This window comes from Acidovorax sp. DMC1, assembly GCF_056314325.1.
In genome coordinates this window covers 217,149-241,719 of sequence record NZ_JBQUYO010000002.1, presented here as the reverse complement: position 1 = coordinate 241,719, position 24,571 = coordinate 217,149, and the positions used below count along the sequence as shown (strand labels likewise).

General features: G+C 63.0%; 24 protein-coding genes and 2 tRNA genes. 18 read left to right on the top strand and 8 right to left on the bottom strand.

Annotated elements, in window-relative coordinates; translation table 11 throughout:
• Nucleotides 1-115 precede the first annotated feature (115 nt).
• Nucleotides 116-979, top strand: a complete 864-nt coding sequence (gene ygiD / locus ACT531_RS05535; protein ID WP_476016996.1) for a 4,5-DOPA-extradiol-dioxygenase — start codon at nucleotides 116-118, stop codon at nucleotides 977-979.
• Nucleotides 980-1,035: 56 nt separating this feature from the next.
• Here the strand turns inward: ygiD and ACT531_RS05530 are convergent, their stop codons facing one another.
• The gene (locus ACT531_RS05530; RefSeq protein WP_015013977.1) at nucleotides 1,036-1,707 is read right to left on the bottom strand and encodes a nucleotidyltransferase family protein; all 672 of its coding nucleotides are present in this window, start codon (nucleotides 1,705-1,707) and stop codon (nucleotides 1,036-1,038) included.
• Complete coding sequence (locus ACT531_RS05525) at nucleotides 1,700-2,896, bottom strand: amino acid aminotransferase (protein ID WP_476016771.1); 1,197 nt, start codon at nucleotides 2,894-2,896, stop codon at nucleotides 1,700-1,702. The genes ACT531_RS05530 and ACT531_RS05525 overlap by 8 nt, the downstream gene beginning before the upstream one ends.
• Nucleotides 2,897-3,002: 106 nt before the next feature.
• Here ACT531_RS05525 and uvrB point away from each other — a divergent pair, with 106 nt between their 5' ends.
• From uvrB to ACT531_RS05445, 16 genes are all read left to right on the top strand, one after another.
• Nucleotides 3,003-5,093, top strand: a complete 2,091-nt coding sequence (gene uvrB / locus ACT531_RS05520) for an excinuclease ABC subunit UvrB (RefSeq protein WP_343736541.1) — start codon at nucleotides 3,003-3,005, stop codon at nucleotides 5,091-5,093.
• Nucleotides 5,094-5,346: 253 nt separating this feature from the next.
• The gene (iscR, locus tag ACT531_RS05515; protein ID WP_015013980.1) at nucleotides 5,347-5,883 is read left to right on the top strand and encodes a Fe-S cluster assembly transcriptional regulator IscR; all 537 of its coding nucleotides are present in this window, start codon (nucleotides 5,347-5,349) and stop codon (nucleotides 5,881-5,883) included.
• Nucleotides 5,884-5,998: 115 nt separating this feature from the next.
• On the top strand, nucleotides 5,999-7,219 hold the full coding sequence (locus ACT531_RS05510) for an IscS subfamily cysteine desulfurase (RefSeq protein ID WP_015013981.1): 1,221 nt from the start codon (nucleotides 5,999-6,001) through the stop codon (nucleotides 7,217-7,219).
• Nucleotides 7,220-7,258: 39 nt separating this feature from the next.
• On the top strand, nucleotides 7,259-7,660 hold the full coding sequence (gene iscU, locus ACT531_RS05505; protein WP_476016770.1) for a Fe-S cluster assembly scaffold IscU: 402 nt from the start codon (nucleotides 7,259-7,261) through the stop codon (nucleotides 7,658-7,660).
• Nucleotides 7,661-7,685: 25 nt separating this feature from the next.
• On the top strand, nucleotides 7,686-8,009 hold the full coding sequence (gene iscA, locus ACT531_RS05500; RefSeq protein ID WP_015013983.1) for an iron-sulfur cluster assembly protein IscA: 324 nt from the start codon (nucleotides 7,686-7,688) through the stop codon (nucleotides 8,007-8,009).
• An 83-nt stretch (nucleotides 8,010-8,092) separates the two neighbouring features.
• Nucleotides 8,093-8,611 carry a Fe-S protein assembly co-chaperone HscB gene (hscB, locus tag ACT531_RS05495; RefSeq protein WP_476016769.1) on the top strand — a complete coding sequence of 173 codons (519 nt, stop codon included), beginning with the start codon at nucleotides 8,093-8,095 and terminating at the stop codon, nucleotides 8,609-8,611.
• A 78-nt stretch (nucleotides 8,612-8,689) separates the two neighbouring features.
• Nucleotides 8,690-10,561 carry a Fe-S protein assembly chaperone HscA gene (gene hscA / locus ACT531_RS05490; protein WP_309824341.1) on the top strand — a complete coding sequence of 624 codons (1,872 nt, stop codon included), beginning with the start codon at nucleotides 8,690-8,692 and terminating at the stop codon, nucleotides 10,559-10,561.
• A gap of 42 nt (nucleotides 10,562-10,603) precedes the next feature.
• On the top strand, nucleotides 10,604-10,942 hold the full coding sequence (gene fdx / locus ACT531_RS05485; RefSeq protein WP_015013986.1) for an ISC system 2Fe-2S type ferredoxin: 339 nt from the start codon (nucleotides 10,604-10,606) through the stop codon (nucleotides 10,940-10,942).
• Nucleotides 10,942-11,655 (top strand): DNA polymerase III subunit epsilon, encoded by a 714-nt coding sequence (gene dnaQ / locus ACT531_RS05480; protein WP_015013987.1) that lies wholly within the window; start codon nucleotides 10,942-10,944, stop codon nucleotides 11,653-11,655. Before fdx ends, dnaQ begins: the two co-directional genes overlap by 1 nt.
• Nucleotides 11,656-11,692: 37 nt before the next feature.
• A tRNA-Val gene (locus ACT531_RS05475) sits at nucleotides 11,693-11,767 on the top strand.
• 50 nt (nucleotides 11,768-11,817) lie between these two features.
• Nucleotides 11,818-11,892, top strand: a tRNA-Val gene (locus tag ACT531_RS05470).
• 156 nt (nucleotides 11,893-12,048) lie between these two features.
• Nucleotides 12,049-13,086, top strand: coding sequence for a histone deacetylase family protein (locus ACT531_RS05465; RefSeq protein ID WP_476016768.1), 1,038 nt, complete (start codon nucleotides 12,049-12,051; stop codon nucleotides 13,084-13,086).
• Nucleotides 13,087-13,125: 39 nt separating this feature from the next.
• The gene (locus ACT531_RS05460) at nucleotides 13,126-14,223 is read left to right on the top strand and encodes an NAD(P)/FAD-dependent oxidoreductase (RefSeq protein ID WP_295939039.1); all 1,098 of its coding nucleotides are present in this window, start codon (nucleotides 13,126-13,128) and stop codon (nucleotides 14,221-14,223) included.
• A 145-nt stretch (nucleotides 14,224-14,368) separates the two neighbouring features.
• A complete protein-coding gene (locus ACT531_RS05455; protein ID WP_008904788.1) occupies nucleotides 14,369-14,671 on the top strand; it encodes a DUF883 family protein in 303 nt (100 codons plus the stop codon).
• Nucleotides 14,672-14,723: 52 nt separating this feature from the next.
• Nucleotides 14,724-15,119 (top strand): phage holin family protein, encoded by a 396-nt coding sequence (locus ACT531_RS05450; protein ID WP_295939026.1) that lies wholly within the window; start codon nucleotides 14,724-14,726, stop codon nucleotides 15,117-15,119.
• 44 nt (nucleotides 15,120-15,163) lie between these two features.
• The gene (locus tag ACT531_RS05445; protein WP_295939024.1) at nucleotides 15,164-15,460 is read left to right on the top strand and encodes a hypothetical protein; all 297 of its coding nucleotides are present in this window, start codon (nucleotides 15,164-15,166) and stop codon (nucleotides 15,458-15,460) included.
• Nucleotides 15,461-15,576: 116 nt separating this feature from the next.
• On the opposite strand, the gene ACT531_RS05440 is transcribed toward ACT531_RS05445, so the two are convergent.
• A complete protein-coding gene (locus ACT531_RS05440) occupies nucleotides 15,577-16,632 on the bottom strand; it encodes a quinone-dependent dihydroorotate dehydrogenase (protein ID WP_476016767.1) in 1,056 nt (351 codons plus the stop codon).
• A gap of 36 nt (nucleotides 16,633-16,668) precedes the next feature.
• On the opposite strand from ACT531_RS05440, the gene rpiA reads away from it, so the two are divergent.
• Entirely contained in the window at nucleotides 16,669-17,358 is a 690-nt protein-coding gene (rpiA, locus tag ACT531_RS05435) for a ribose-5-phosphate isomerase RpiA (protein WP_295939017.1), read from the top strand.
• Between the two features lie 139 nt (nucleotides 17,359-17,497).
• Here rpiA and ACT531_RS05430 read toward each other — a convergent pair whose 3' ends face one another.
• The 5 genes from ACT531_RS05430 to ACT531_RS05410 form a co-directional block, all read right to left on the bottom strand.
• Complete coding sequence (locus ACT531_RS05430) at nucleotides 17,498-18,145, bottom strand: glutaredoxin family protein (RefSeq protein ID WP_295939016.1); 648 nt, start codon at nucleotides 18,143-18,145, stop codon at nucleotides 17,498-17,500.
• A gap of 68 nt (nucleotides 18,146-18,213) precedes the next feature.
• Nucleotides 18,214-20,259, bottom strand: a complete 2,046-nt coding sequence (locus ACT531_RS05425; protein WP_476016766.1) for a M3 family metallopeptidase — start codon at nucleotides 20,257-20,259, stop codon at nucleotides 18,214-18,216.
• A gap of 69 nt (nucleotides 20,260-20,328) precedes the next feature.
• Nucleotides 20,329-21,183, bottom strand: coding sequence for a bifunctional methylenetetrahydrofolate dehydrogenase/methenyltetrahydrofolate cyclohydrolase FolD (gene folD / locus ACT531_RS05420; protein ID WP_476016765.1), 855 nt, complete (start codon nucleotides 21,181-21,183; stop codon nucleotides 20,329-20,331).
• Nucleotides 21,184-21,255: 72 nt separating this feature from the next.
• Nucleotides 21,256-21,882: a response regulator transcription factor gene (locus ACT531_RS05415; protein ID WP_015013997.1), complete on the bottom strand. Its 627-nt coding sequence runs from the start codon at nucleotides 21,880-21,882 to the stop codon at nucleotides 21,256-21,258.
• Entirely contained in the window at nucleotides 21,879-24,440 is a 2,562-nt protein-coding gene (locus ACT531_RS05410) for a PAS domain S-box protein (RefSeq protein ID WP_476016764.1), read from the bottom strand. Before ACT531_RS05410 ends, ACT531_RS05415 begins: the two co-directional genes overlap by 4 nt.
• Nucleotides 24,441-24,571: the final 131 nt, after the last annotated feature.

The following is a 24,571-nucleotide window of genomic DNA, read 5'->3' as shown; positions in this document are numbered from 1 at the left end:
GGTGCGCCCCGGCTCACTCCCTGCGTTATACATAATTTGTTACGCTCCCTGACCCATGCAACGCAGAACCTCTTTGGCCGCCCTCACAGGCCTGGCCGCCTTTCCGGGAGCCTTCATGACCACGTCCCTGAGCAGTGCTGCCACGGCGCCCGCGCTGCAGGCGCTCAAGCCCTCGCCCCGCATGCCGGTGATGTTTGTGGGCCATGGCAGCCCCATGAACGCCATCGAGGACAACGCCTGGCGCCGCAGCTGGCAGGCCATGGGCGCGGAGCTGATGGCGCGCGCGGTGCAGCCACAGCTCATCCTTTGCGTGTCGGCCCACTGGCTCACGCGCGGTGGCTGGCAGCTGACCGGCATGGCCAACCCCAAAACCATTCACGACTTTGGCGGCTTCCCCCAGGCGCTGTTTGACCAGCAGTACCCCGTGCCGGGCGCCCCGGCGGTGGCACGCAGCCTGGCCAAGGAGCTGAAATCCCCGGCCACGGGCGCTGCGCTGGGTGTGGACGAGGGCGAATGGGGACTGGATCACGGCACGTGGTCGGTGCTCAAGCCCATGTTCCCCCAGGCGCGCATCCCGGTGATGCAACTCAGCATGGACTACAGCCGCCCTCCGGCCGAGCACTATGTGCTGGGACAGCAGCTCAAGGCCCTGCGCGAGCGGGGCGTGCTGATCGTGGGCAGCGGCAACATCGTGCACAACCTGCGCGCATCCCGCCGTGGCTCGGCCGCCAACGAAGCGTATGACTGGGCCACGGAGTTCGACACCGTGGTGCAGGAGCAGATCAAAAAGGGCCAGCTGGGCGCCTTGCAGGACTTCCAGAAGCTGGGTGCCGTCGCCCAGCAGGCGCACCCCACTCACGAGCACTATCTGCCGTTGCTCTACGCAGCCGGGGCCGTCTTGCCCAGCGAGATGCCACGCTTCTTCAACACGGGCTACCAGTCAGCATCGATCTCGATGCGGTCGGTGCTGTGGGGCTGATCATCGCGCTCTGAGGTTGATTGCTTCTCTTTTGATAGCTGTCAGCGCATGTTTTTCTAGCGCTTGAGGCCAAAAACGCTTGAAATCGCCGCGTCGTCGTTGTAAAACGGCCCTCCGGCCGCCACGTGACCTGCGGCCTGGATCGTCAGCCATGGCCAGCGCTCACGGTAGCTTTTTGCCTTTGCCTCAAACAACGGAAGATGTGGGCAGGCCGGGTTGGGTTGGAGCAGCCCGGCGTACAGCTCTTCCAGCCCGTACGGCGCGTACAGCGTGGGTTGCGCAATGCTGGGGGCGTTGGAAGGTTGCAGACCCACGCAGGTGCAGGGCACCAGAAAACGCTCGATCCCGTTGCGGGCGGATTGCAGCGGTGAATACGGATAACCAAACCAGCGCTCGTACCAGAGGTGCACCCGGGCCTGGTTCTTGGCTTCGACGGTGATCGGCAGGTCGGCGAAGAGGGCAGTGGCGCGGTCCTGAACGGCCTGTTCTGCTGCTTCGGACAGATCCGATGCATCGAAGTAAAACAGGTCGTAGTCCTTGATGTGCGCCGTGGGCGCCAGACCAGAGCGCAGGTTCCACACCGTCTGGAACAGGCAGCCAGCCACCAGCCACGCATCGGGCAGGCCCAGAAACGGCAAACGCTCCAGAAGGGCCGCGTTGTGCGGGTTCTGGAGCGCTTCGCTCACAAAGCGGCGCGTGAGCGCCGCCTGCTCATCGTGCTCAGACAACCTTGGCGATCGCCTGGCAGACGTAGTCGATGTTCTTGCTGTTCAGGGCAGCGACGCACATGCGGCCGGTGTCCGTGCCGTACACGCCGAACTCATTGCGCAGGCGCACCATCTGCTCCTTGGACAGGCCGGAGTAGCTGAACATGCCGATCTGGGTGGTGATGAAGCTCATGTCCTGCTTCACACCGGCGGCCTTCAGGCCATCGACCAGCTTCTGGCGCATGGCCTTGATGCGCACGCGCATTTCGGCCAGTTCCTTTTCCCACATCGCGCGCAGCTCGGGGTTGTTCAGCACGGCAGCCACCACCGCACCGCCGTGTGTGGGCGGGTTGGAGTAGTTGGTGCGGATCACGATCTTGAGCTGGGACAGCACGCGGCTGGCTTCTTCCTTGTCCGTGCACAGCACCGACAGGCCGCCCACGCGCTCGCCGTACAGGCTGAAGCTCTTGGAGAACGAGGTGGACACAAAGAAGTTCAGGCCAGCGGCGACGAACTTCTGAATGACGGCGCCGTCTTCGGCGATGCCGTGGCCGAAGCCCTGGTAGGCCATGTCCAGGAAAGGTGTCAGGCCCTTGGCCTTGACAGCAGCAATGACCTGGTCCCACTGCTCGGGGGTGATGTCATAGCCGGTGGGGTTGTGGCAGCAGGCGTGCAGAACGACGATGGTGCCGGGAGCGGCAGCGTTCAGGCTGGCCAGGAAACCTTCGAAGTTCACGCCGCGCTTTTCGGCGTCGTAGTACGCGTACGTGTCCACTTCAAAACCAGCGTTAGTGAACAGCGCGCGGTGGTTTTCCCAGCTGGGGTCGGAGATCAGCACTTTGGCGTTGGGACTGACCTTCTTCAAGAAGTCGGCACCGATCTTCAGGCCGCCGGTACCGCCGATGGCCTGCACGGTGGCCACGCGGCCGGACTTCACGGGTTCGCTGTCGGCGCCGAACACCAGGCTCTTGACGGCGTTGTCATAGGCCACGATGCCGTCGATGGGCAGGTAGCCACGGGCCGTAGGCTTTTCCATCATGGTCTTTTCAGCGGCCTGCACACATTGCAGCAGGGGCAGCTTGCCGTTGTCGTCGAAATAAACGCCGACGCCCAGGTTGACCTTGTTGGGGTTGGTGTCGGCGTTGAATTGCTCGTTGAGGCCCAGGATGGGGTCGCGGGGGGCCATTTCGACGGCGGTGAACAGAGACATGAAAATCCTTGAAAGGTTGTCAGTAGCGAAGAATCCGGGCGTGGTGTACTGTGCCGGGTTCCGCCGATTTTAACGGGCGGCCTGCTCCACCCGTTGACCACGCCCCATGCCAGATATCACCGAAGTCATAACTGAAAAGCAAGACGGCGAGTTCGTCCGCTTCCCTGATTCCCCCTTCGAACTGTTCCAGCCCTATCCCCCCGCAGGCGATCAGCCCGAGGCCATTGCCAAGCTGGTGGAGGGCCTGCATGACGGCGAAACCTTCCAAACCTTGCTGGGCGTGACGGGCTCGGGTAAGACCTTCACCATGGCCAACGTGATCGCGCGCATGGGCCGCCCGGCCATCATCTTTGCGCCCAACAAGACGCTGGCCGCGCAGCTGTACAGCGAATTCCGCGAGTTCTTCCCCAAGAACGCCGTGGAGTATTTCGTGAGCTACTACGACTACTACCAGCCCGAGGCCTATGTGCCGCAGCGCGACCTGTTCATCGAGAAGGACAGCGCGATCAACGAGCACATCGAGCAGATGCGGCTGTCGTGCACCAAAAGCCTGATGGAGCGGCGCGATGTGGTGATCGTGGCCACCGTGTCGGCCATCTATGGCATTGGCGAGCCCGAGAGCTACCACCGCATGGTGATGACGCTGCGGGTGGGCGACAAGGTGGGGCAGCGCGATGTGATTGCCCAGCTGATCCGCATGCAGTACCAGCGCAACGAGGCGGATTTCAGCCGGGGCAAGTTCCGTGTGCGCGGCGACACCATCGATGTGTTCCCGGCCGAACACTCGGAGCTGGCGATTCGCATCGAGCTGTTTGATGACGAGATCGAGAGCCTGCAGCTGTTCGACCCGCTCACCGGCCGCGTGAAGCAGAAGATTCCGCGCTTTACGGTGTACCCCAGCAGCCACTATGTGACGCCACGCGACAAGGTGCTGGCCGCCGTCGAGACCATAAAGCTGGAACTGGCCGAGCGTCTGCAGCAGCTGTTGGCCGATGGCAAACTGGTCGAAGCGCAGCGGCTGGAGCAGCGCACGCGGTTTGATCTGGAAATGCTCAGCGAGGTGGGCCACTGCAAGGGCATCGAGAACTACACGCGCCACCTGTCGGGCGCCGCGCCGGGCGATCCGCCCAGCACTCTGACCGACTACATGCCCAAGGACGCGCTCATGTTCCTGGACGAAAGCCACCAGATGATCGGCCAGCTCAGCGCCATGTACAACGGCGACCGTGCGCGCAAGACCACGCTGGTCGAATACGGCTTTCGGCTACCGTCGGCGCTGGACAACCGCCCGCTCAAGTTCGAAGAGTTTGAGCAGCGCATGCGGCAGGTGATCTTTGTCTCGGCCACACCCGCTGATTACGAAAAGACCCATTCAGGGCAGGTGGTGGACCAGGTGGTGCGCCCCACGGGCCTGGTGGACCCGGTGGTGGAGGTGCGACCCGCCACCCATCAAGTGGATGATGTGCTGCAAGAAATACGCATTCGGGTTGAAAAGCACGAGCGCGTACTCATTACCACGCTGACCAAGCGCATGGCCGAGCAGTTAACCGACTACCTCACGGACAACGGTGTGAAGGTGCGCTACCTGCACAGCGATGTGGATACCGTGGAACGCGTGGAGATCATCCGGGACCTGCGGCTGGGCGCGTTTGACGTGCTGGTGGGCATCAACCTGCTGCGTGAAGGGCTGGACATCCCCGAGGTGTCGCTGGTAGCGATTCTGGACGCGGACAAGGAAGGCTTCTTGCGCGCTGAGCGCAGCCTGATCCAGACCATTGGCCGTGCAGCGCGCAACCTGAACGGCCATGCCATCCTGTACGCCGACCGCATCACCGACTCCATGAAAAAAGCCATGGGCGAAACGGAACGCCGGCGCATCAAGCAGATCGCATACAACGAGGCCAATGGGATCACGCCGCGCAGCATTGTCAAGCGGGTAAGAGACCTGATTGACGGGGTGTACAGCGAAAAAGCGGGCAAGGACGCTGAACGCCTGGAGCAAGAAGCCCTGCAGCGTGCGCAGGTGGAGGACATGTCCGAGAAGGACGTGGCCCGCGAGATCAAGCGCCTGGAGAAGCTCATGCTGGAACATGCGCGCAACCTGGAGTTCGAGCAGGCCGCCCGGGTGCGCGACCAGCTGACGCGGCTCAAGGACCAAGCGTTTGGAGCCCACGGCAGCGATTCCGTAGCCTTGTAGAAAAAGGATTGCGGCCGGGTGTGTGATGAGAAATTACTATTGAGTCGATTAATAACTATTTGGTTTTTTAACCCGACAGAATCAATAGGGATTTGTGCTATACTCGCACAAAACACTCAACAAAACAGCCCAACGATGAAGGGCTCCGCGGCAGGTAACTGTGCGGAGTAAGGGGCGGAGACGGTGCCACGCTGGCAAACAGTCAGCGACGGCGGTTTCTTCAACGAACAAGCCTTAGTACAAGGAGCTTGCGATGCGTCTCACAACCAAAGGCCGTTTTGCGGTCACCGCCATGATTGACCTGGCCTTGCGCCAAAACAACGGCCCCGTCACGCTGGCTGCCATCAGCCAGCGCCAGCAGATTTCGCTGTCGTACCTGGAGCAACTCTTTGGCAAGCTGCGCCGCCACGAGCTGGTGGAGTCCACCCGTGGCCCCGGCGGCGGTTACACGCTGGCCCGCAAGGCAGGTGACATCACCGTGGCAGACATCATCGTGTCGGTAGATGAGCCCATCGACGCCACTCAATGCGGTGGCAAGGAAAACTGCCTGGGTGAAGCCGGTCGTTGCATGACGCACGAGCTGTGGGCTTCGCTGAACCAGCGCATGGTCGAATTCCTGGATTCCGTCACCCTGCAAAAGCTGGTGGACGAGCAGCTCGCCAAGGGCGTGCAGATCGAAGACAAGCCCGTGGTGCGCCGTGCCATCTCCACCACCCCTGTGGTCAAGCCCATTCGCGTGAATGCCCCGAACTCGGTGTTTGCGCTGGGCAACGTTTTCGCCAAATCCTGACCTATGAGGCGCGGTGCTGGCCCTGGGGTCGGCACTGCCCTGACCGCGTTTTAATCGTTTTCCTGTTTGTTCTGCCTCTTCTGTTTGCCAGCCAGAACCTTTTACTGAGCCAGCCATGGACATGACCCCGCACTTTCCCATTTACCTCGACTATGGCGCCACGACCCCGGTAGACCCCCGTGTGGTGGACGCCATGATTCCCTGGTTGCGTGAGCACTTTGGCAACCCGGCATCGCGCAGCCACGCCTGGGGCTGGGAGGCCGAAGAGGCGGTGGAAAAAGCGCGTGTCCAGGTGGCAGACCTGATCGGTGCCGACCCGCGCGAAATCGTCTGGACCAGTGGTGCGACCGAGTCGATCAACTTGGCCCTGAAGGGCGCCGCGCATTTCTACAAAGGCAAGGGCAAGCACCTCATCACGCTCAAGACCGAGCACAAGGCCGTGCTGGACACCATGCGTGAGCTGGAGCGCCAGGGTTTTGAAGCTACTTACCTGGACGTGCAGGAAGACGGCTTGGTCAACATGGACGTGCTCAAGGCGGCCATCCGCCCCGACACCGTGCTGATCAGCATCCTCTTCGTGAACAACGAAATCGGCGTGATCCAGGACATCCCCGCCATCGGCGCGCTGTGCCGCGAAAAGGGAATCCTGCTGCATGTGGATGCTGCCCAAGCCACCGGCCGTGTCGAGATCGACATGAACGTGCTTCCCATCGACCTGATGAGCATGACCGCCCACAAGACCTATGGCCCCAAGGGCATTGGTGCGCTTTACGTGCGCCGCAAGCCCCGCGTGCGGCTGGAAGCCCAGATGCACGGTGGCGGCCATGAACGCGGCATGCGTTCGGGCACCTTGCCCACGCACCAGATCGTGGGCATGGGCGAAGCCTTCCGCATTGCCAAGGAAGAAATGGCAGAGAGCAACGCCAAGGCCAAGGCCTTGCAGCAGCGTTTGCTCGACGGCCTCAAGGATATTGAACAGGTCTACATCAACGGCAGCCTGGAGCGCCGTGTGCCGCAGAACCTGAACATGAGCTTCAACTTCGTCGAAGGTGAATCGCTCATCATGGGCATCAAAGGCCTGGCGGTGTCGTCGGGCTCGGCCTGCACCTCTGCCAGCCTGGAGCCCAGCTATGTGCTGCGCGCGTTGGGCCGCAGTGACGAGCTGGCGCACAGCAGTCTGCGCATGACCATCGGCCGTTTCACGACCGAAGAAGAGATCGACTACGCCATCTCCACCATCCGCGAGAACGTGGCCCGCCTGCGCGAGTTGAGCCCGCTGTGGGAGATGTACAAGGACGGCATCGACATCAGCACCATCCAATGGGCTGCTCACTGATTCCGCACAAATTCTGGACGTATTGAAGAGGTACACATCATGGCTTACTCAGACAAAGTGGTTGACCATTACGAAAACCCCCGCAACGTAGGTTCGTTCGACAAGGGTGACGATTCGGTGGGCACCGGCATGGTGGGCGCGCCCGCCTGCGGCGACGTGATGAAGCTGCAGATCAAGGTGAACTCCGAAACCGGCGTGATCGAAGATGCCCGGTTCAAGACCTATGGCTGTGGCTCGGCCATTGCCTCGTCATCGCTGGTGACCGAGTGGGTCAAGGGCAAGACGCTGGACGAAGCTGCGGCGCTCAAGAACAGCGAGATCGCCGAAGAACTGGCTTTGCCGCCCGTCAAGATCCACTGCTCCATCCTGGCCGAAGATGCGATCAAGGCTGCCGTGCTGGACTACAAGACCAAGCACGCTGCCACGACCACCGCCGCCTGATTGTTTGACAGATAGATCGAGAGACATGGCCATTACGCTGACCGAAGCCGCCGCCCGGCACGTCAACCGCTACCTGACCCGTCGGGGCAAGGGGTTGGGCGTGCGCCTGGGAGTCAAGACGACAGGCTGCTCAGGGCTTGCCTACAAGCTCGAATACGTGGACGAGAGCGAGCCTGAGGACATCGTGTTCGAAAACCACGGCGTCAAGGTGCTGATCGACCCCAAGAGCCTGGCCTACATTGACGGCACTGAACTGGACTTCGTGCGTGAAGGCCTGAACGAAGGTTTCAAGTTCAACAACCCCAACGAGCGGGACCGCTGCGGTTGCGGGGAGAGCTTCCGCGTCTGAGCGCCTTTCGTTGATGTCACACCAAACCGCCAACGCGCTCTGTGCTGGCGGTTTTTTCTTGGATTTCTCTCTCGCCCCTGCGCATGAATCTGCAATCTGACGACTTCGAACTGTTTGGCCTAGAGCGCCGCTTTGCGCAGGAGCGCAGCGCCATCGACACGCGCTGGAAGGAGCTGCAGCGCGAGGCCCACCCCGACAAGTTTGCCGCGCAGGGCGCTGCGGCGCAGCGTGTGGCCATGCAATGGTCGGTACGCATCAACGAGGCGTACCAGCGGCTGAAGGACCCGATGCGCCGCGCTGCTTACCTGTGCGAACTGCACGGTGCGCCCATCCGTGCCGAAGACAACACCGCCATGCCCGCTGCCTTTCTGATGCAGCAAATGGAGTGGCGCGAGGCGCTGGAAGATGCCCGCGCAGACAGCGAGCTGGACGCGTTGGATGATGAGGTGGCGCAAGCCCGCCGTGCCGCGCTGGCGCAGTGCGAGCAACTCATCGACCAGCAGCAGGACTATGCAGGCGCAGCCCGTCAGGTCAGAGCCCTCATGTTCATTGCGCGATTTGCTGACGACATTGAGCGTCGCCGAGAGCAACTGGGACAATAGGGCGGTTTTGCATTCCCAAAGGGCCCCCTCGCGTGTTGATGCGATGGCGGGCTCCACCACGTAGAGATCCGAAATTTCATGGCGCTTCTGCAGATTTCCGAACCTGGCCAATCCCCCGACCCGCACCAGCGGCGCATTGCAGTGGGCATTGACCTGGGCACCACCCATTCTTTGGTCGCAGCGGTGCGCAATGGGGTGTCCGAATGCCTCCCCGATGCCCAGGGCCGGGTGCTGCTGCCCTCGGTGGTGCGCTACCTCGCCAACGGCGGGCGTCAGATTGGCTATGACGCCGTGGCGGCGCAAGCCCAGGATGCACGCAACACCATCGCCTCGGCCAAACGCTTCATGGGGCGTGGCCTGAAAGACGTGGCAGAGGCAGGAAAGTTGCCGTACGACTTTGTGGTCGCAAACGACGCTGGCGCGGGCGGCATGGTCAGTCTCGCTACGGTGGATGGCAACAAGTCACCCGTCGAGATCAGCGCCGAGATCCTCGCCACGCTGCGCTACCGGGCCGAAGACACCTTCAATGACGATCTCTACGGAGCGGTGATCACCGTGCCCGCCTACTTTGACGACGCCCAGCGCCAGGCTACAAAGGATGCGGCCAAGCTCGCGGGCATCAACCTGCTGCGCCTCATCAACGAGCCCACGGCGGCAGCGATTGCCTATGGCCTGGACAACGCCAGCGAGGGCGTCTACGCCGTGTATGACCTGGGTGGGGGTACGTTTGATATTTCCATCCTGCGCCTGACGAAGGGGGTGTTCGAGGTGATCGCCACGGGCGGCGACTCTGCCCTCGGGGGCGATGACTACGACGCCGCGCTGGCAGAGTGGGTACTGCAACAGGTGGGGCAACAGGCGGTCACGCCGGCCGACAAGTCGGCCGTGCGCATGGCGGCGCGCCAATGCAAAGAGGCGCTGACTGCTACTGACTTGGTAGCGTTCAAGGCAGATTTATCTAGCGCTTCCGTGCAGTTTGACGTCAAACGCTCGGATTTTGATGCCGTGACCGCCGATCTGACCGCCCGCTCCATGGCTGCTGTGCGCCGTGCCCTGCGCGATGCGCAGCTTGCGCGCGACGAGGTGCAGGGTGTGGTCATGGTGGGCGGCTCCACTCGCATGCCGCAGGTGCAACGGGCCGTCGCGGATTTCTTCGGCAAGGAGCCTTTGACCAATCTGAACCCGGACGAAGTGGTGGCTCTAGGGGCGGCCATCCAGGCCAACCAGCTGGCAGGTAACAACACCGCAGGTGACCTGCTGCTGCTGGATGTGATTCCGCTGTCTCTGGGCATCGAGACCATGGGCGGCTTGGTGGAGCGCATCGTCTCGCGCAACGAGACCATTCCCACCGCCAAGGCGCAGGACTTCACCACCTACAAGGATGGACAGACTGCTTTGGCCATCCATGTGGTGCAGGGCGAGCGCGATTTGGTGCAGGACTGCCGCAGCCTGGCGCGCTTTGAGTTGCGCGGTATTCCCCCCATGGCGGCAGGGGCTGCTCGCATCCGTGTGACCTTCACGGTCGATGCCGATGGCCTGCTGAGCGTGGCCGCCAAGGAGCAGGGCAGTGGGGTGGAGGCGCGCATTGATGTGAAACCGTCGTATGGCCTCACGGACGACGAAATAGCGCGCATGCTGCAGGACGGCTTTGCCACGGCTGCGCAAGACATGAAGGCCCGTGCCGTGGTCGAGGCCCGTGTGGACGCCGACCGCATGTTGATTGCTACGCAAAGCGCACTAGATGCGGATGGTGACGTGCTGAGCCCCAAGGAGCGGGCCGCCATCGACGCCCTGATGGTGGCCCTGCGCCACCAGCGCGACAGCGACGATGCAGCGGCTATCGAGGCCGCCACGGAAGCCCTGGCCAAGGGCACCGAGGCTTTCGCAGCCCAGCGCATGAACCGCGGTATCCAGCAGGCGCTGGCCGGCAAGAACGTTGCGAGCCTGTAATACGAGCCTGCGCATCCCTCTGAACAAGAAGAAAACCACCCCATGCCCGTCATCAAGATCCTTCCCCATCCCGAATACTGCCCTGCAGGCACCGAAATCACTGCGCCTGCAGGCACCTCGATCTGCGAAGCCCTGCTGGACAACCACATCAACATCGAGCACGCCTGCGACATGAGCTGCGCGTGCACCACCTGCCACGTCATCGTGCGCCAGGGGTTGAATTCGCTGAATGCGGCAGAAGAAGAGGAAGAAGACTTGCTGGACCGTGCCTGGGGCCTGGAGCCGCAGTCGCGCCTGTCGTGTCAGGCCATCCTGGCGCAGACCGATCTGGTGGTCGAAATTCCGAAGTACACGATCAACCACGCCAAGGAAAACCACTGATGTCCCGGCAAATTGTTCTGGACACGGAGACCACCGGCCTTTCGGCCGAGGGGGGTGACCGCATCATTGAACTGGGTTGTGTGGAGCTGCTCAACCGCAAGCTGACTGGTAACAATCTGCACCTGTACTTCAACCCGGGCCGCGACAGCCACGAGGACGCGCTGAAGGTGCACGGCATCAGCAATGAGTTTCTGAAGGACAAGCCCAAGTTTGCGGATGTGGTGGATGACATCCTGCAGTACCTGCAGGGCGCCGAGATCATCATCCACAACGCAGCGTTCGACGTGGGCTTCCTCAACAAGGAGCTGGAGCTGGTGGGGCGCCCGGCGTTTGGCACTTATGTGCAGAGCGTGACCGACACGCTGGCCATGGCCAAGGAGATGTACCCGGGAAAGCGCAATTCGCTGGACGCCCTGTGCGACCGCCTGGGCGTGGACAACTCGGGCCGGACGCTGCATGGTGCCTTGCTCGACGCCGAGTTGCTGGCCGATGTGTACATCAACCTCACACGCGGGCAGGACGCCCTGTTGATCACCGATGACGGCCATGACAGTGCCGACGGTGTGAAGGTGGCTGCCATTGATTTGCGTGGCCTTGCGCTGCCCGTGCTGCGGGCGAGCGAGCAGGAGCAGGCGGCGCATGCCGAGGTGCTCACGCAGATCGACAAGGCCAGCGGTGGCAAAACAATTTGGAGAACTCTCCAATCGGCCTAAAAAGCTGTGCCATAATAGAAGGCTGTCGCAGCGACAAGGGTGATTAGCTCAGCGGTAGAGCACTGCCTTCACACGGCAGGGGTCACATGTTCGATCCATGTATCACCCACCAGTTGCTGCCAGACTTTTCGCAGCGGTATCTTTCTCCAAGGTGCTTGCGACGGGTGATTAGCTCAGCGGTAGAGCACTGCCTTCACACGGCAGGGGTCACATGTTCGATCCATGTATCACCCACCAATTTGAAAATCCCTGCAGGTTATTGACCTGCAGGGATTTTTTCTTTTTCGGTTCAAAACGCCCTGCAGCCCGCAAAACCGTCGTAGGGATCGGTGATGGAGCTTTGCGGGGGGCTGGCGCGCTACATTTGTCCCTCGTACCTGCAACGCAGCATCCATGATCACCTTCCACAATCCCTTGCACCAGGGGCATGCGCCCGTCCACGAATTCTTCCGGGGCGAACGTGTGCCGTGTTTTGAAAAGCCCGCACGGGTGGACTATGTGGAGGAAGCCCTGCGCGCACGCGGCCACACCATGGCGGCTCCTGATGTGGACTGCAGTGCAGTGCTGGAACAAGTGCATGCACCGCGCTACCTGGCCTTTCTGCAAACTGCCTGGCAACAATGGCTGGCGCTGGACCCCGCCAACGCTGCGGTACAACCCTTTCCGTCGGTGTGGCCAGTGCGTACGCTGCGCAGCGATGTGGAGCCCAACAACTTCGTGGCGCGCCTCGGTCTGTATTCGATGGACAACGGCACCCCCATGGCGGCAGGCACCTGGGCCGCAGCCAAGGAGGGGGCGGACGCGGCGGCCAGCGCAGCGGCTCGCGTAGCACAAGGCACGCGTGCCGCGTTTTGCTGCACACGGCCGCCAGGACACCATGCGGGCCCGGACTTCATGGGCGGCTATTGCTTTTTGAACAATGCCGCCGTGGCCGCACAGACCCTACGCAACCAGGGCGCCCAGCGTGTGGCAGTGCTGGATGTGGACTACCACCATGGCAACGGCACGCAGAGCATCTTTTACGACCGCAGCGATGTGCTGTTTATCAGCATCCACGGCGACCCGCGCACGGAGTACCCCTTTTACCTGGGCCACGCCGATGAGACGGGCGAGGGGGCTGGCGCCGGCTTCAACCTCAATCTGCCTTTGCCCGCCGGCACCAGCGCGGCGACCTGGTTCGACGCGTTGGAGAAAGCTTGCGCACGCATCGCGGAGTACCGCGCCGATGGGCTGGTGATATCGCTGGGGCTGGATGCCTTCGAGGGCGATCCCATCTCGCGGTTTGCACTGGCTTCGTCAGATTTCACGCGCCTGGGCGAGCGGCTGGCGCGGCTCGGTCTGCCCACGGTGTTCGTGCTGGAGGGCGGTTATGCGGCGGCCGAGCTGGGTACCAATGCCGTCAACGTGCTCGATGGTTTTGAACAGGCCTGACCCAGCACCCGGCAGGGGATGATGCATGGAGACACACGGATGATCGATACGGTGGATTGTGTGGTGGTGGGCGCGGGTGTGGTTGGCCTGGCTGTGGCCCGTGCGCTGGCGCTGCAAGGTAGGGAGGTGATGGTGCTGGAAGCGGCAGATGCCATCGGCACCGGCACCAGTTCGCGCAACAGCGAGGTGATTCACGCGGGGCTGTACTACCCCGCAGGGTCGCTCAAGGCCCGCCTGTGCGTGCGGGGCAAGGAATTGCTCTATGCCTACTGCGCGCAGCGCGGCGTGCCCCACCGCCGTTGCGGCAAGTTGTTGGTGGCCACCTCTGCCGCCCAGTTGGACAGCCTGGAAGGCATCCAGGCGCGCGCCCGTGCTAACGGAGTGCTGGACCTTCAACGCCTGAGCCGTGAAGAAGCCCTGGAGATGGAGCCCGCGCTGGCCTGCGTCGGTGCCTTGCACTCGCCCAGCACCGGCATCGTCGATAGCCATGCGCTCATGCTGGCGCTGCAGGGCGATATGGAGCATGCGGGTGGTGTTGTGGCGCTGAATTCGCCACTAGCGCGAGCATCTATTGGCTCTGATGCTATTGATTTGGAAGCGGTGGATGGCACGCGCCTGCGCGCTCGCACCGTGGTCAACGCCGCTGGGCTGCATGCCCCCGCGCTGGCTGCGCGATTTGGCGGTCTGGCCCCGCAGCATGTGCCCACGGCGTTTTACGCCAAGGGCAACTACTTCACGTTGACGGGCAAGGCGCCTTTCAGCCGGCTGATTTACCCGGTGCCCGAGGCGGCTGGGTTGGGTGTGCACCTCACGCTGGACCTGGGCGGACAAGCCAAGTTTGGCCCGGACGTGCAGTGGGTGGATTCGCCTGATGATCTGCAGGTGGACCCCGCGCGCGGCGATGCCTTTTATGCCGAAGTGCGCAAATACTGGCCTGGTTTGCAGGATGGCGCTCTGGCCCCTGGCTATGCAGGCATGCGCCCCAAGATTCACGGGCCGGATGCACCGGCGGCAGATTTTGTCATTCAAGGGCCCACCGTGCATGGGGTGGCGGGGCTGGTCAACCTGTTTGGTATCGAGTCGCCCGGCTTGACAAGTGCCCTCGCCATTGCGGAGCATGTGGCTGCGCTGGTTTGATCTGCGGCAAGCCATTTGCAATCAGTAACCTCTTGCGTCCCCGTCCTACGAGGGGTTTCTGCGCGGATGGCTAAGATGAACTTCAGTCCTCCACGTTGGCGTGCGGGATTTCCCATCACTTTTGGCACTACACAGAAAGGCTTGTATGACTGCTTCTGACACCACGACCACCCAGGGCGAACTGGAAAAGCTGGTTTCCGATCTGCGGGGGCTGTTGGCCAACAAGGATCTGGACGCAGTGCCCGAAATCAAGCTGCTGCGCCAGCGTCTGGACGATGGCATGCACAACGTGCGTGAGTCTGCCGTTCGCGCCGCCCAGGATGCGGCACGTCAGGCCAAGGAAGCTGCACTGGCAGCTGACCGCTATGCCCATGACGAACCCTGGCGTGTGGCAGGTGCCGCGTTGGCTGTGGGCGCGTTGGTCGGTTTCCTGCTGGCGCGCCGTTGATTGCCGCTGATCCCTCATCCGATATGACGGCTCAGCACAAAGGCGACAAGACATGAATTGGCTCTCGCTGCTGGGGCTGGAGGGCTTGGCCGCCCGCTGGCGCGCCAACCTCATCGAGGGCGCCATCGCCGCCGAAGACCGTATGGACCTGGCCCGCCTCGAATGGGCGGACCTTAAGCAGCGCCTTCAGCAATTGCTGGTGCTCGCCATTCTGGTGGCCGGGCTCACGGTGGTGGCGCTCATCATGGTGTCGCTCGCCGTGCTGGTGCACTTTTGGGACTCGCCACAGCGCACGCTGGTGGCATGGTTGGTGGCTGGCGTGTGGGCTGCTGGCTGGGCGGCTGCCACGGTCTCGTTGGTGTCTGTGGCCCAACGTGCGGGCAGTGGTTTCGCACTGACGCGGCGAGAGCTCGCGCAGGATTGGCGTGACATCAAGGAGCGCTTGTGAGTACCCCACATCCCACCACCACGCCGCAGAGTCAGAGTGCGCCTATGGCGCGGATTACCCCCACCGTGGAGCAGCAGCGCGTGCTCGACCGTATCGAACTGCAGCGTGAGCGGCTGCGTGCCCGCCGCGTAGCCCGGGCCCAAGCCCGCGCGCTCGCGGAGCAAGCCGGAGGCCTCACGGGCGGTGAGGACGCTTCGCTGGCACTGCGCGCCGCCGGGTTTGCGCGGGAGCATCCGCTGGCGGTGGCCGCCATGGCTGGCGTCGCATTGGTTGCTGGCCCGCGTAGACTGGTCCGATGGGCGGGCATCTTGCTGCCTATGGTGATGCGCCTGCGTCGCTGAACATGGCTGCGAGGCAGGCCAGTAACCTGCGGCTTGCCCGTTAGAAAAAGCAAAACGGAGCCCTGTCACCAGCGGCTCCGTTTTTTCATCAGGCGGGCTTCGCGCAGCCCTGCAGGTCAGCGCAACGCCTTGATGGCTTTGGCGGCTTTTGCAACGAGCGCCGGGCCTTCGTAGATCAGGCCCGTGTAGATCTGCACTACATCCGCGCCTGCGCGAATCTTGCTCACGGCGTCGTCGGCGCTCAGGATGCCGCCCACGCCAATGATGGGGAAGCCGCTGCCCAACGCGGCGCGCAGTTGCCGGATGACCTGGTTGCTGGCTTCCAGCACCGGGGCACCGCTCAGCCCTCCCGTCTCTTCCGCATGGCGCATGCCCTGCACTGCGGTGCGGCTGATGGTGGTGTTGGTGGCGATCACGCCGTCCATGCCGTGGCGCTGCAGCGTCGCAGCGATGACCGCCACCTGGGCTTCGTCCAAGTCGGGGGCAATCTTCACAAAGACCGGAACGCGCCGCTGGTGCTGGGTGGCCAGGGCCTCACGCCGCTCGGCGATGGCACCCAGCAGGGCATCCAGGGCAGCGTCGCTTTGCAGCGCGCGCAGGTTCTGGGTGTTGGGCGAGCTGATGTTGATCGTGACGTAGTCGGCATGGGGGTACACACCCTCCAGGCAGATCAGGTAGTCGCTGGTCGCGTTCTCGATGGGGGTGGTGGCGTTCTTTCCGATGTTCAGGCCCAGCAGCATGGGGCGCTGCTGGCGGGTCTGCTTGCGAAACTGCGCCTGCTGCACATTGCGCAAAAAGGCTTCCAGGCCTTCGTTGTTGAAGCCCAGGCGGTTGATGAGGGCGCGGGCCTCGGGCAGACGGAACATGCGTGGCTTGGGGTTGCCTGGCTGGGTCTTGGGGGTTACGGTGCCCACTTCCACAAAGCCGAACCCCATGGCGCCCAGCGCGTCGATGCAGCGCGCATTCTTGTCCAGGCCCGCCGCCATGCCCACACGGTTGGGAAATTGCAGCCCCGCGAGGGTGATGGGGTCGTTCACGGTTTCGTTGCACCAGGCCCACTGCAGGGGCGTGCGCTGCCCGCGTGCCAGCATGTCCATGGTGAGTTCGTGGGCGGCCTCGGCATCCATGCCGAAGAGAAAGGGGCGGGTGAGGGCGTAGGGGATCAGGGACATGGAGGGATAATTCAGGATTACCCCCGATTTTCTCCCATGACGACCACATCTCCTCTGACCCAAGACGAACTCAAGACCCTGGTAGGCCAAGCCGCGCTGCAATACGTGGTACCTGGCGAGATTGTGGGGGTGGGCACAGGCTCCACCGTCAACAAGTTCATTGATGCCCTGGCGGGCATGAAGGACCAGATCAAGGGCGCAGTATCCAGCTCGGTCGCCAGCACAGAACGCCTGAAGGCACTGGGCATTGCCGTGTTCGATGCCAACGAAGTGCCTTCACTCTCCGTCTATATCGACGGCGCCGACGAAATCGACGGCCAGGGCCACATGGTCAAGGGCGGTGGCGCAGCATTGACCCGCGAGAAGATCGTGGCGGCGCTGGCTGAGCGTTTCGTGTGCATTGCCGACGAATCCAAGTTGGTCAAGGCCTTGGGCCAGTTTCCGTTGCCAGTGGAAGTGATCCCGATGGCCGCCAATCACATTGCGCGCCGTTTTGCGGCCATGGGTGGACAGGCGAGCCTGCGGCTTAAAGACGGACAGCCGCTGGTGACCGACAACGGCCAGCACATTCTGGACGTGAAGGGCCTGTCCATCACCGATCCGCTGGCGTTTGAATCCGAGATCAACCAATGGCCTGGCGTGGTGACCGTGGGGGTGTTTGGCCACCAGAAGGCGTCCGTGTGCTTGCTCGGCACGGCGCAGGGGGTGAAGACGATCGCCTATTGACGATTAGGGCGGTGGATGGGGGGGGCGCTCTCACGCCCGCTGCCTGTCGATACAAAGTCAATGCAAAAGAGGCCTTTACAGGCCTCTTTTTTATGGGTGAGCAAATGGTCTCACGGCAGGTAGCGGTCACATGGCACTGTCAGAACCGGATGCCTGCCGGATTGCTCGGCGTGGGACCATCATTCGCCGGTGGTGGCGGCGTGGGCCGTGCGGGAGCTTTTGGAGGGGGCGCTGGTGTCGCCTCTACCGGCTTGGCTGCGACCAGAGGTGCGGGCGCTGGCTGGCGATAGTTGCTGGGCAACTGAGATTGTTTGGGGTAGCCCGCCGCGTCGAGGTATTGGATCCACTCGGCGTCAGAAAACCCCACCAACTGTTGGCCCCCGATGGTGCCAAACGGCAGGCTGGAATTGCCGCTCAAGCGCTGTAGTGCCGCGATGTCTTCATTGCTGACCACTGTGCGCTCGGTGTAAGGCACGCCGCGTGATGTGAGCAGGTTGCGCAAGCTGCCGCAGGGCGCGCAGTCGCTGCCGGTGTAGATGGTCACCGGGTACCGGTTGGCAATCTGCCGCAATTCGTAGGGCAACGCTCCGTTGGCAGTCGCAGGGCTTGCCGGGGCGGCACTGCTGCGCGCTGGCTGGGCAGTAGCCTCGGCAGGGGGGCGGTCCGAAAAGGTCACCTTGCCATCCGGACCGACGATGCGATAGACCGCCTGCGCCTGAGCACCTACAGATGCCAAGGCCAACAACAAGGAGGCAGCTGCAGCAGGAGCGAACTTAAGACGGGGCATATGGGTTCTCCTCATTCGTGTGGGCTGTGTTTGTTGTGGGGCAGTCTGCGGTTTGTTCGGTCTAAGCCTCAGGCAGTCAGCTCTTCTGCCATCCCCTGGTGGCGCAGCAGGGCATCCAGGCTGGGTTCCCGTCCACGGAAGGCTTTGAAGGATTCCATGGCGGGGCGGCTGCCGCCCGCCTCCAGGATGGCCTCTCTGTAGCGCCGTCCCGTTTCGGTGCTGGGCAAGCCGTCGCTGCCGGCGGTTTCTTCAAAGGCGGCGTAGGCGTCGGCGCTGAGTACCTCGGCCCATTTGTAGCTGTAGTACCCCGCTGCATAGCCGCCGGCAAAGATGTGGCTGAAGGTGTGGGCCGTGCGGCTGAACGCGGGCGGCTGCAGCACGGCCACTTCCTGGCGCACCTGGGTCAGCAGGGGCATGAAGTCCTGGGCCGGGTCGTGTTCGGTGTGCAGCAGCATGTCGAACAAGGCAAACTCGATCTGGCGCAGGGTCTGCATGCCGCTCTGGAAGTTCTTGGCGGCAATCATCTTGTCAAACAGCGTGCGCGGCAGCGGCTCGCCGGTGTCCACGTGGGCCGTCATGTGTCTGAGCACATCCCATTCCCAGCAGAAGTTTTCCATGAACTGGCTGGGCAGCTCCACTGCGTCCCATTCGACGCCGCCAATGCCGGAAACATCGCGTTCGTTCACCTGGGTCAGCATGTGATGCAGTCCATGGCCAAATTCATGGAACAGCGTGATCACGTCGTCATGGGTCAACAGTGGCGGCTTGCCATCCACACCGTCCGCGAAGTTGCAGACGAGGTGGGCAATCGGCGTTTGCAGCACTCCGGTGTCGGGGCGCTGCCAGCGCGTGCGCACGTCATCCATCCAGGCGCCGCCCCGCTTGCCGGTGCGGGCGGGCTGGTCGAGGTAGAACTGGCCCACCAGTTGGCCGTTGCGTTCGATGCGATAGAACTCCACCGCAGGGTGCCACACCGGTGCCGTGTCGCGGCGGATGGACACTTCAAACAGCGTCTCAATGATCTTGAACAGGCCTGCCAATACCTTGGGTGCCGTGAAGTACGCCTTGAGCTCCTGCTCGCTGAAGGCATAGCGGGCTTCCTTGAGCTTTTCAGAGATGTAGGGCCAGTCCCAGGGCTGCGGATCGGCCAGGCCCAGGTGTTCGGCCGCAAAGGCGCGCAGGTCGGCCACGTCCTTTTCGGCATAGGGCCGGGCGCGGCGGGCGAGATCACGCAAGAACTGGACAACCTCGGCGGGCGACTGGGCCATCTTGGGCACCACGGAGACTTCACCAAAGTTGGCGTAGCCCAGCAGCTGGGCTTCTTCTCGGCGCAAGGCCAGGATTTCGCCAATCAGCGCGGTGTTGTCGAATTTCTGGCCTTCGCCTTCGGCCTGGTCCGAGGCACGGGTGACATAGGCGCGGTACAGCTTGGCGCGCAGGTCGCTGCGGGTGGCAAACTGCATCACCGGCAGGTAGCAAGGCATCTTCAGGGTGAGCTTGTAGCCGGGCTTCCCGTCCGCCTGTGCCGCCGCCAAAGCGGCTTGCTGCACATCGGCCGGTACACCGTCCAGTTCCTCAGCGGTGGCGTAGTAGGCAAAGGCATCGGTGGCGTCCAGCGCGTTTTCGCTGAACTTCTGGCTCAGCTCGGCCTGGCGTTCCTGGATCTGGGCGAAGCGCTCTTTGGCCGCCCCGGTCAGCTCAGCGCCGCTGAGCACGAAGTTGCGCACCGCGTTGCGGTGGGCTTGGCGCTGCTCGGGCGTCAGGGTGGTGGGGTCGATGGCCTTGTACTTGGCATAGAGGCGTTCGTCAGCGCCCAGGCGGGTCCAGAACTCCGTGACGCGGGGCAGGGCGGCGTTGTAGGCCGCGCGCAATTCCGGTGTGTCGGCAACGCTGTTGAGGTGGCTGACAGCCCCCCAGGCGCGGCCGAGCTGTTCGGTGGCTACATCCAGCACCTTGGCGATGGCATCCCAGCGGGCAGGGAAGTCGGGCGCCGTGACGGTCTCCAGAGCCTGATTGGCACGCTCCAGCAGCACATCAACCGCAGGGGCTACGTCCTGTGGGGTGATGCGGTCAAAGGCGGGGAGGTCGGAGAAGTCGAGAAGGGCGTTGCTCATGCGGGATTAGATGGCGCCAGGCGGCGCAGGTTCAAGTTGCAAAGCGGCTGGCGTCTTCCCCGGGCGCGGTCAGCGCGCGGCAGCCCGCTCGGCGGCTTCGATGGTGTTCACCAGCAGCATGGTAATGGTCATGGGTCCAACCCCGCCAGGGACGGGGGTGATCCAGCCCGCCACTTCCTTGACGCCGTCAAAGTCCACATCGCCGCACAGTTTGCCTTCGTCATTGCGGTTCATACCCACGTCGATCACCACGGCGCCGGGCTTGACCATGTCGGCGGTCAGCACGTTGCGCTTGCCCACTGCGGCCACGATCACGTCGGCCTGCAGTGTTTGTGCCTTCAGGTCCTGCGTGGCACTGTGGCAGATGGTGACGGTGGCGTTCTGGCCGAGCAGCATGAGCGCCATAGGCTTGCCCACGATGTTGCTTCGGCCGATGACTACGGCGTGTTTGCCCTTGAGGCTGTAGCCGATGCTCTCCAGCATCTTCATGCAACCGTGAGGCGTGCAGGGCCAGAAGCCGGGCATGCCGGTCATGAGCGCACCCGCACTGGCAATGTGAAAGCCGTCCACATCCTTGGCGGGTGAGATGGCTTCGATGACCTTTTGCGCATCGATGTGCTTGGGCAACGGCAGCTGCACCAGGATGCCGTGGATGGCCGGGTCGTTGTTGAGCGCTTCCACGCGGGCCAGCAGTGCGGCCTCGGTCATATCGGCATCGTACTTTTCGAGTACCGAGTGGAGGCCGCTGTCCTCGCAGGCCTTGACCTTGTTGCGCACATAGACCTGGCTGGCCTGGTTGTCGCCCACCAGAACTACAGCGAGCCCAGGCGTCACGCCACGGGTTTTCAGCGCCGCAGCGCGTTGCGTCACCTCGCTGCGAAGTTGGCGAGAAAGGGCGTTGCCGTCGATGAGTTGGGCTGTCATGTCAGAAATACAAGTCAAAATGGCCAGTAGCGCTAGTGGAATATGCGCTGATAGCTATCAAAATAAGAGCGATCAGCCCTTGGGCGCGTTCTGTCCCAGGGCGATCTTGAGCAGGTCCGCCACAGTGTTGGCGTTGAGCTTTTCCATGATGTTGGCGCGGTGCGCCTCTACCGTCTTGATACTGATGCCCAGGTCGTCGGCAATCTGCTTGTTCAGGCGGCCCGCGACGATGCGTTCGAGCACTTGGGCTTCGCGGCTGGTGAGCTTGGAGAGCAGGGCGTCGCGGCTGGCGGCCTGCTGGTAACCGGCAAAGCTTTCGCGGGCGTGGTCTAGCATGCGCTCGACCAGACCGACCAGTTCTTCCTCGTCAAACGGCTTCTGGATGAAGTCGAGCGCGCCCTTCTTCATGGTGTTCACGGCCATGGGTACGTCGCCGTGGCCGGTGATGAACACGATGGGCAGGGGGGATTTGCGCTCGATCAGGCGGTCTTGCAGTTCCAGGCCCGTCATGCCGCCCATGCGGATGTCCACGATCAGGCAGGCGACTTCGCGAGGGTCGTAGCGCGACAGGAATGTCTCGGCCGAATCAAAGCAGCGCACCCGGTAGTCCTTGCCTTCCAGCAGCCACTGCAGGGAATCGCGAACTGCTTCGTCGTCGTCCACAACGTAAACAGTGCCTTTTTTCGGAATCAAGCTCATGCAACAGTCCTTGGGTTTTGTTCGTTTGCTACTGAATTTGTAGTGGCATCAGCAGGCTTGGCAAGCGGCAGCCAGAAGGAGAACCTGCAGCCTGTAACCTCCGAGCCATTGTAGAGGTTCTCCGCCTGCATCCGGCCCTGGTGCGACTCGACGATGCTGCGGCACAGATTGAGGCCCATGCCCATGCCTTCCTGCTTGGTGGAGAAGAAGGCCTCGAACAAGCGCTCTAGCACTTCCGGGGCCAGGCCCTTGCCGGTGTCCTGCACCGAGAACTCCACCACCTGGCGATCATCGATCTGCTTGGGCACCACACGCAGTTCCACGCTACGGTTGGGGGCGGGGCGGTCGGCGTGCTGGATGGCTTCGGCGCCGTTCTTCATCAGGTTGACCAGCACCTGCTCGATCAGGATGGTGTCGGCCATCACCTGCGGCAGGCGCGCGGCGACATAGTGCGTCAGGCGCACGTTGTGCCGGCGCAGCTCGATGTCGGCCAGTTCCACGGCTTCGTTGACCATTGAATGCACATCGGCCAGCGCGCGGTTGGGCTCGCTCTTTTTCACGAACGAGCGGATGCGCTGGATGATCTGGCCCGCGCGCTGCGCCTGGTGTGCGGTTTTTTGCAGGGCCGTGAGCAGGGCTTCTTCGGTGAGCTGGCCGCTCTGGATGCGCGAAACCATGCCACTGCAGTAGTTGTTGATGGCCGTGAGCGGCTGGTTGAGCTCGTGCGCCACGCTCGATGCCATTTCGCCCATGGTGATAAGGCGGCTGACCGACTGGGCGCGCTCAGCCTGTCGCTGGGCTTGCTCTTCAGCCAGTCGGCGCGGGGTGATGTCCGTGGCGATCACCATCTGGGCCAGGCGCCCGTCCACCCAGTTCAGGTAGCGCGAGCGCACTTCCAGCCACTTGCCCAGGTCGGGCAGGTAGATTTCGGCGTTTTCGCTGCGAGCGCTGGTCAGTGTGTCGGTAGGCAGGCCCATCAGGCCGTCCTCATCGTCCATGCCGCTTTGCTCCTTGCCCGCCACCGGCACCACGCCAGCTTGCGCTACCAGTTGCAGATGCCCGCCGGTTTGTGATCCGAACCACTGGCGGTAGAGCTTGTTGGCGAACAGCAGTTCTTCGCTGCCCAGGGGCGCCACAGACACCGAGGCGTCCAGCGACTCCAGCACGATGGTGAAGCGCTCGTGTGACGCCGACAACTGCTCGCGGATGCGGTTCGGCTCGGTGATGTCGGTCATCGACGTCATCCAGCCCGTTTGCTGGCCATGGGCATCGATCAGGGGCGACACATAAAGGCGGGCGTCGAACAGCGTCCCGCTCTTGCGCTTGACGCGCACCTGGAAACCACCCGCCATTGTGTTGCCCCGCAGCTCGTCGCGCAGCTTGGCCTGCAGGGTTTCGTGGTCGGCCTCGGGCCAGTAGGGGAAGGGGGCCTTCAGGCCCACCAGCTCTTCCGCGCTCCAGCCTGTCATCTGGCAAAACGCGGCATTCACGTAGCTGATACGACCTTCCATATCGAGGGCGCGCATGCCGGTGAGGATGGAGTTTTCCATCGCCCGGCGGAAGTTGGTTTCGGCTACCAGGGCCTCTTGCGCCTGCATTCGGCGGCGGGTGTGGCGCCAGGTCGCGATCAGCATCCAGGCGGTCATGGCGCTCAGCGTCCCCACCAGCCAGAACAGGCCGCTGCCCACCACGCCGAGCGACGTGCGGTAAGCCTGCGCGCGCAGCACCAGGCCGTTGCCGACGGGAGAGACGGGCACCTCATACTCGTTGGCCTTGGGTGTCCAGGGCAACAACTGCGTGGCCCTGTTGCGCGGGCCCAGCGGCGTGCCCGCCAGCACCTGGTTCTTGCTGTCGAGCAGGGTCACTGCATAGCGCGCCAGCACTTCGGTGGGGGTGCCATAGCGCAGCAGGCTGTCGATGGAGTACTCACCCAGCACCACGCCGCTGAACTTGCCCTGGTTGTTGAGGGGTACCTGCAGCTGCAGCAGCGGGGTGGCGTCGCCCGTGGTGGCTGCCGGCTGGGCGTACACCGGTTGCTGCAGGTCCCGCGCCAGGCCAAAGGTGTCGGCCGTCTCGCCGGGCTTGAGTACTTCGCCTGCAATGCGCAACTCGCCACTGGCCAGCGTGGGGGCGGCCTGGCTCGCGCGGATGCGTCGGCGGTCGTCGATCCAGGTGATGGCCTGCAGTTCCGGGTACTGGCTGATCAGCGCCTCGGCGCGGCTGATGAACTCGGCTTTGCCAAGGTCCTGGTTGGACAGGTCGCGCGCGATGCGCATGAGCTGCTCTTGTCGTTCCAGCAGACGCAGGCGCACCCGCTGCTGGGCGTATTCCACGTCACGCCGCAGGGCTTCTTGCTCGCGCTCGGCCTCTTCTGCGCGCAAATACCAGAACGCCGCCACGATGGCCGCCAGAAACATCAGCACCGCCGCCAACGGGGCCAGTGCGGCAAACCGGTCTTGCCGGGTGGGCGACAAGCCGCGCCACCACTTGCGCCACCAGCGAATGGGCGCAGCCACGGTCGGGGCCGTGGGGGAGGGGGCGGTGGGCATCGAATCCATGTATGGAGTGTAGAGGAGCCCTGGCGGGGGCCCAGTCTGCTGGGTCATGTGCATTTGCAGTAAATTATTGCAATATGAAATGCATAAGCACCATTTGAAATTGCGAAAAAATATGCGAAACTAGAGCCAAC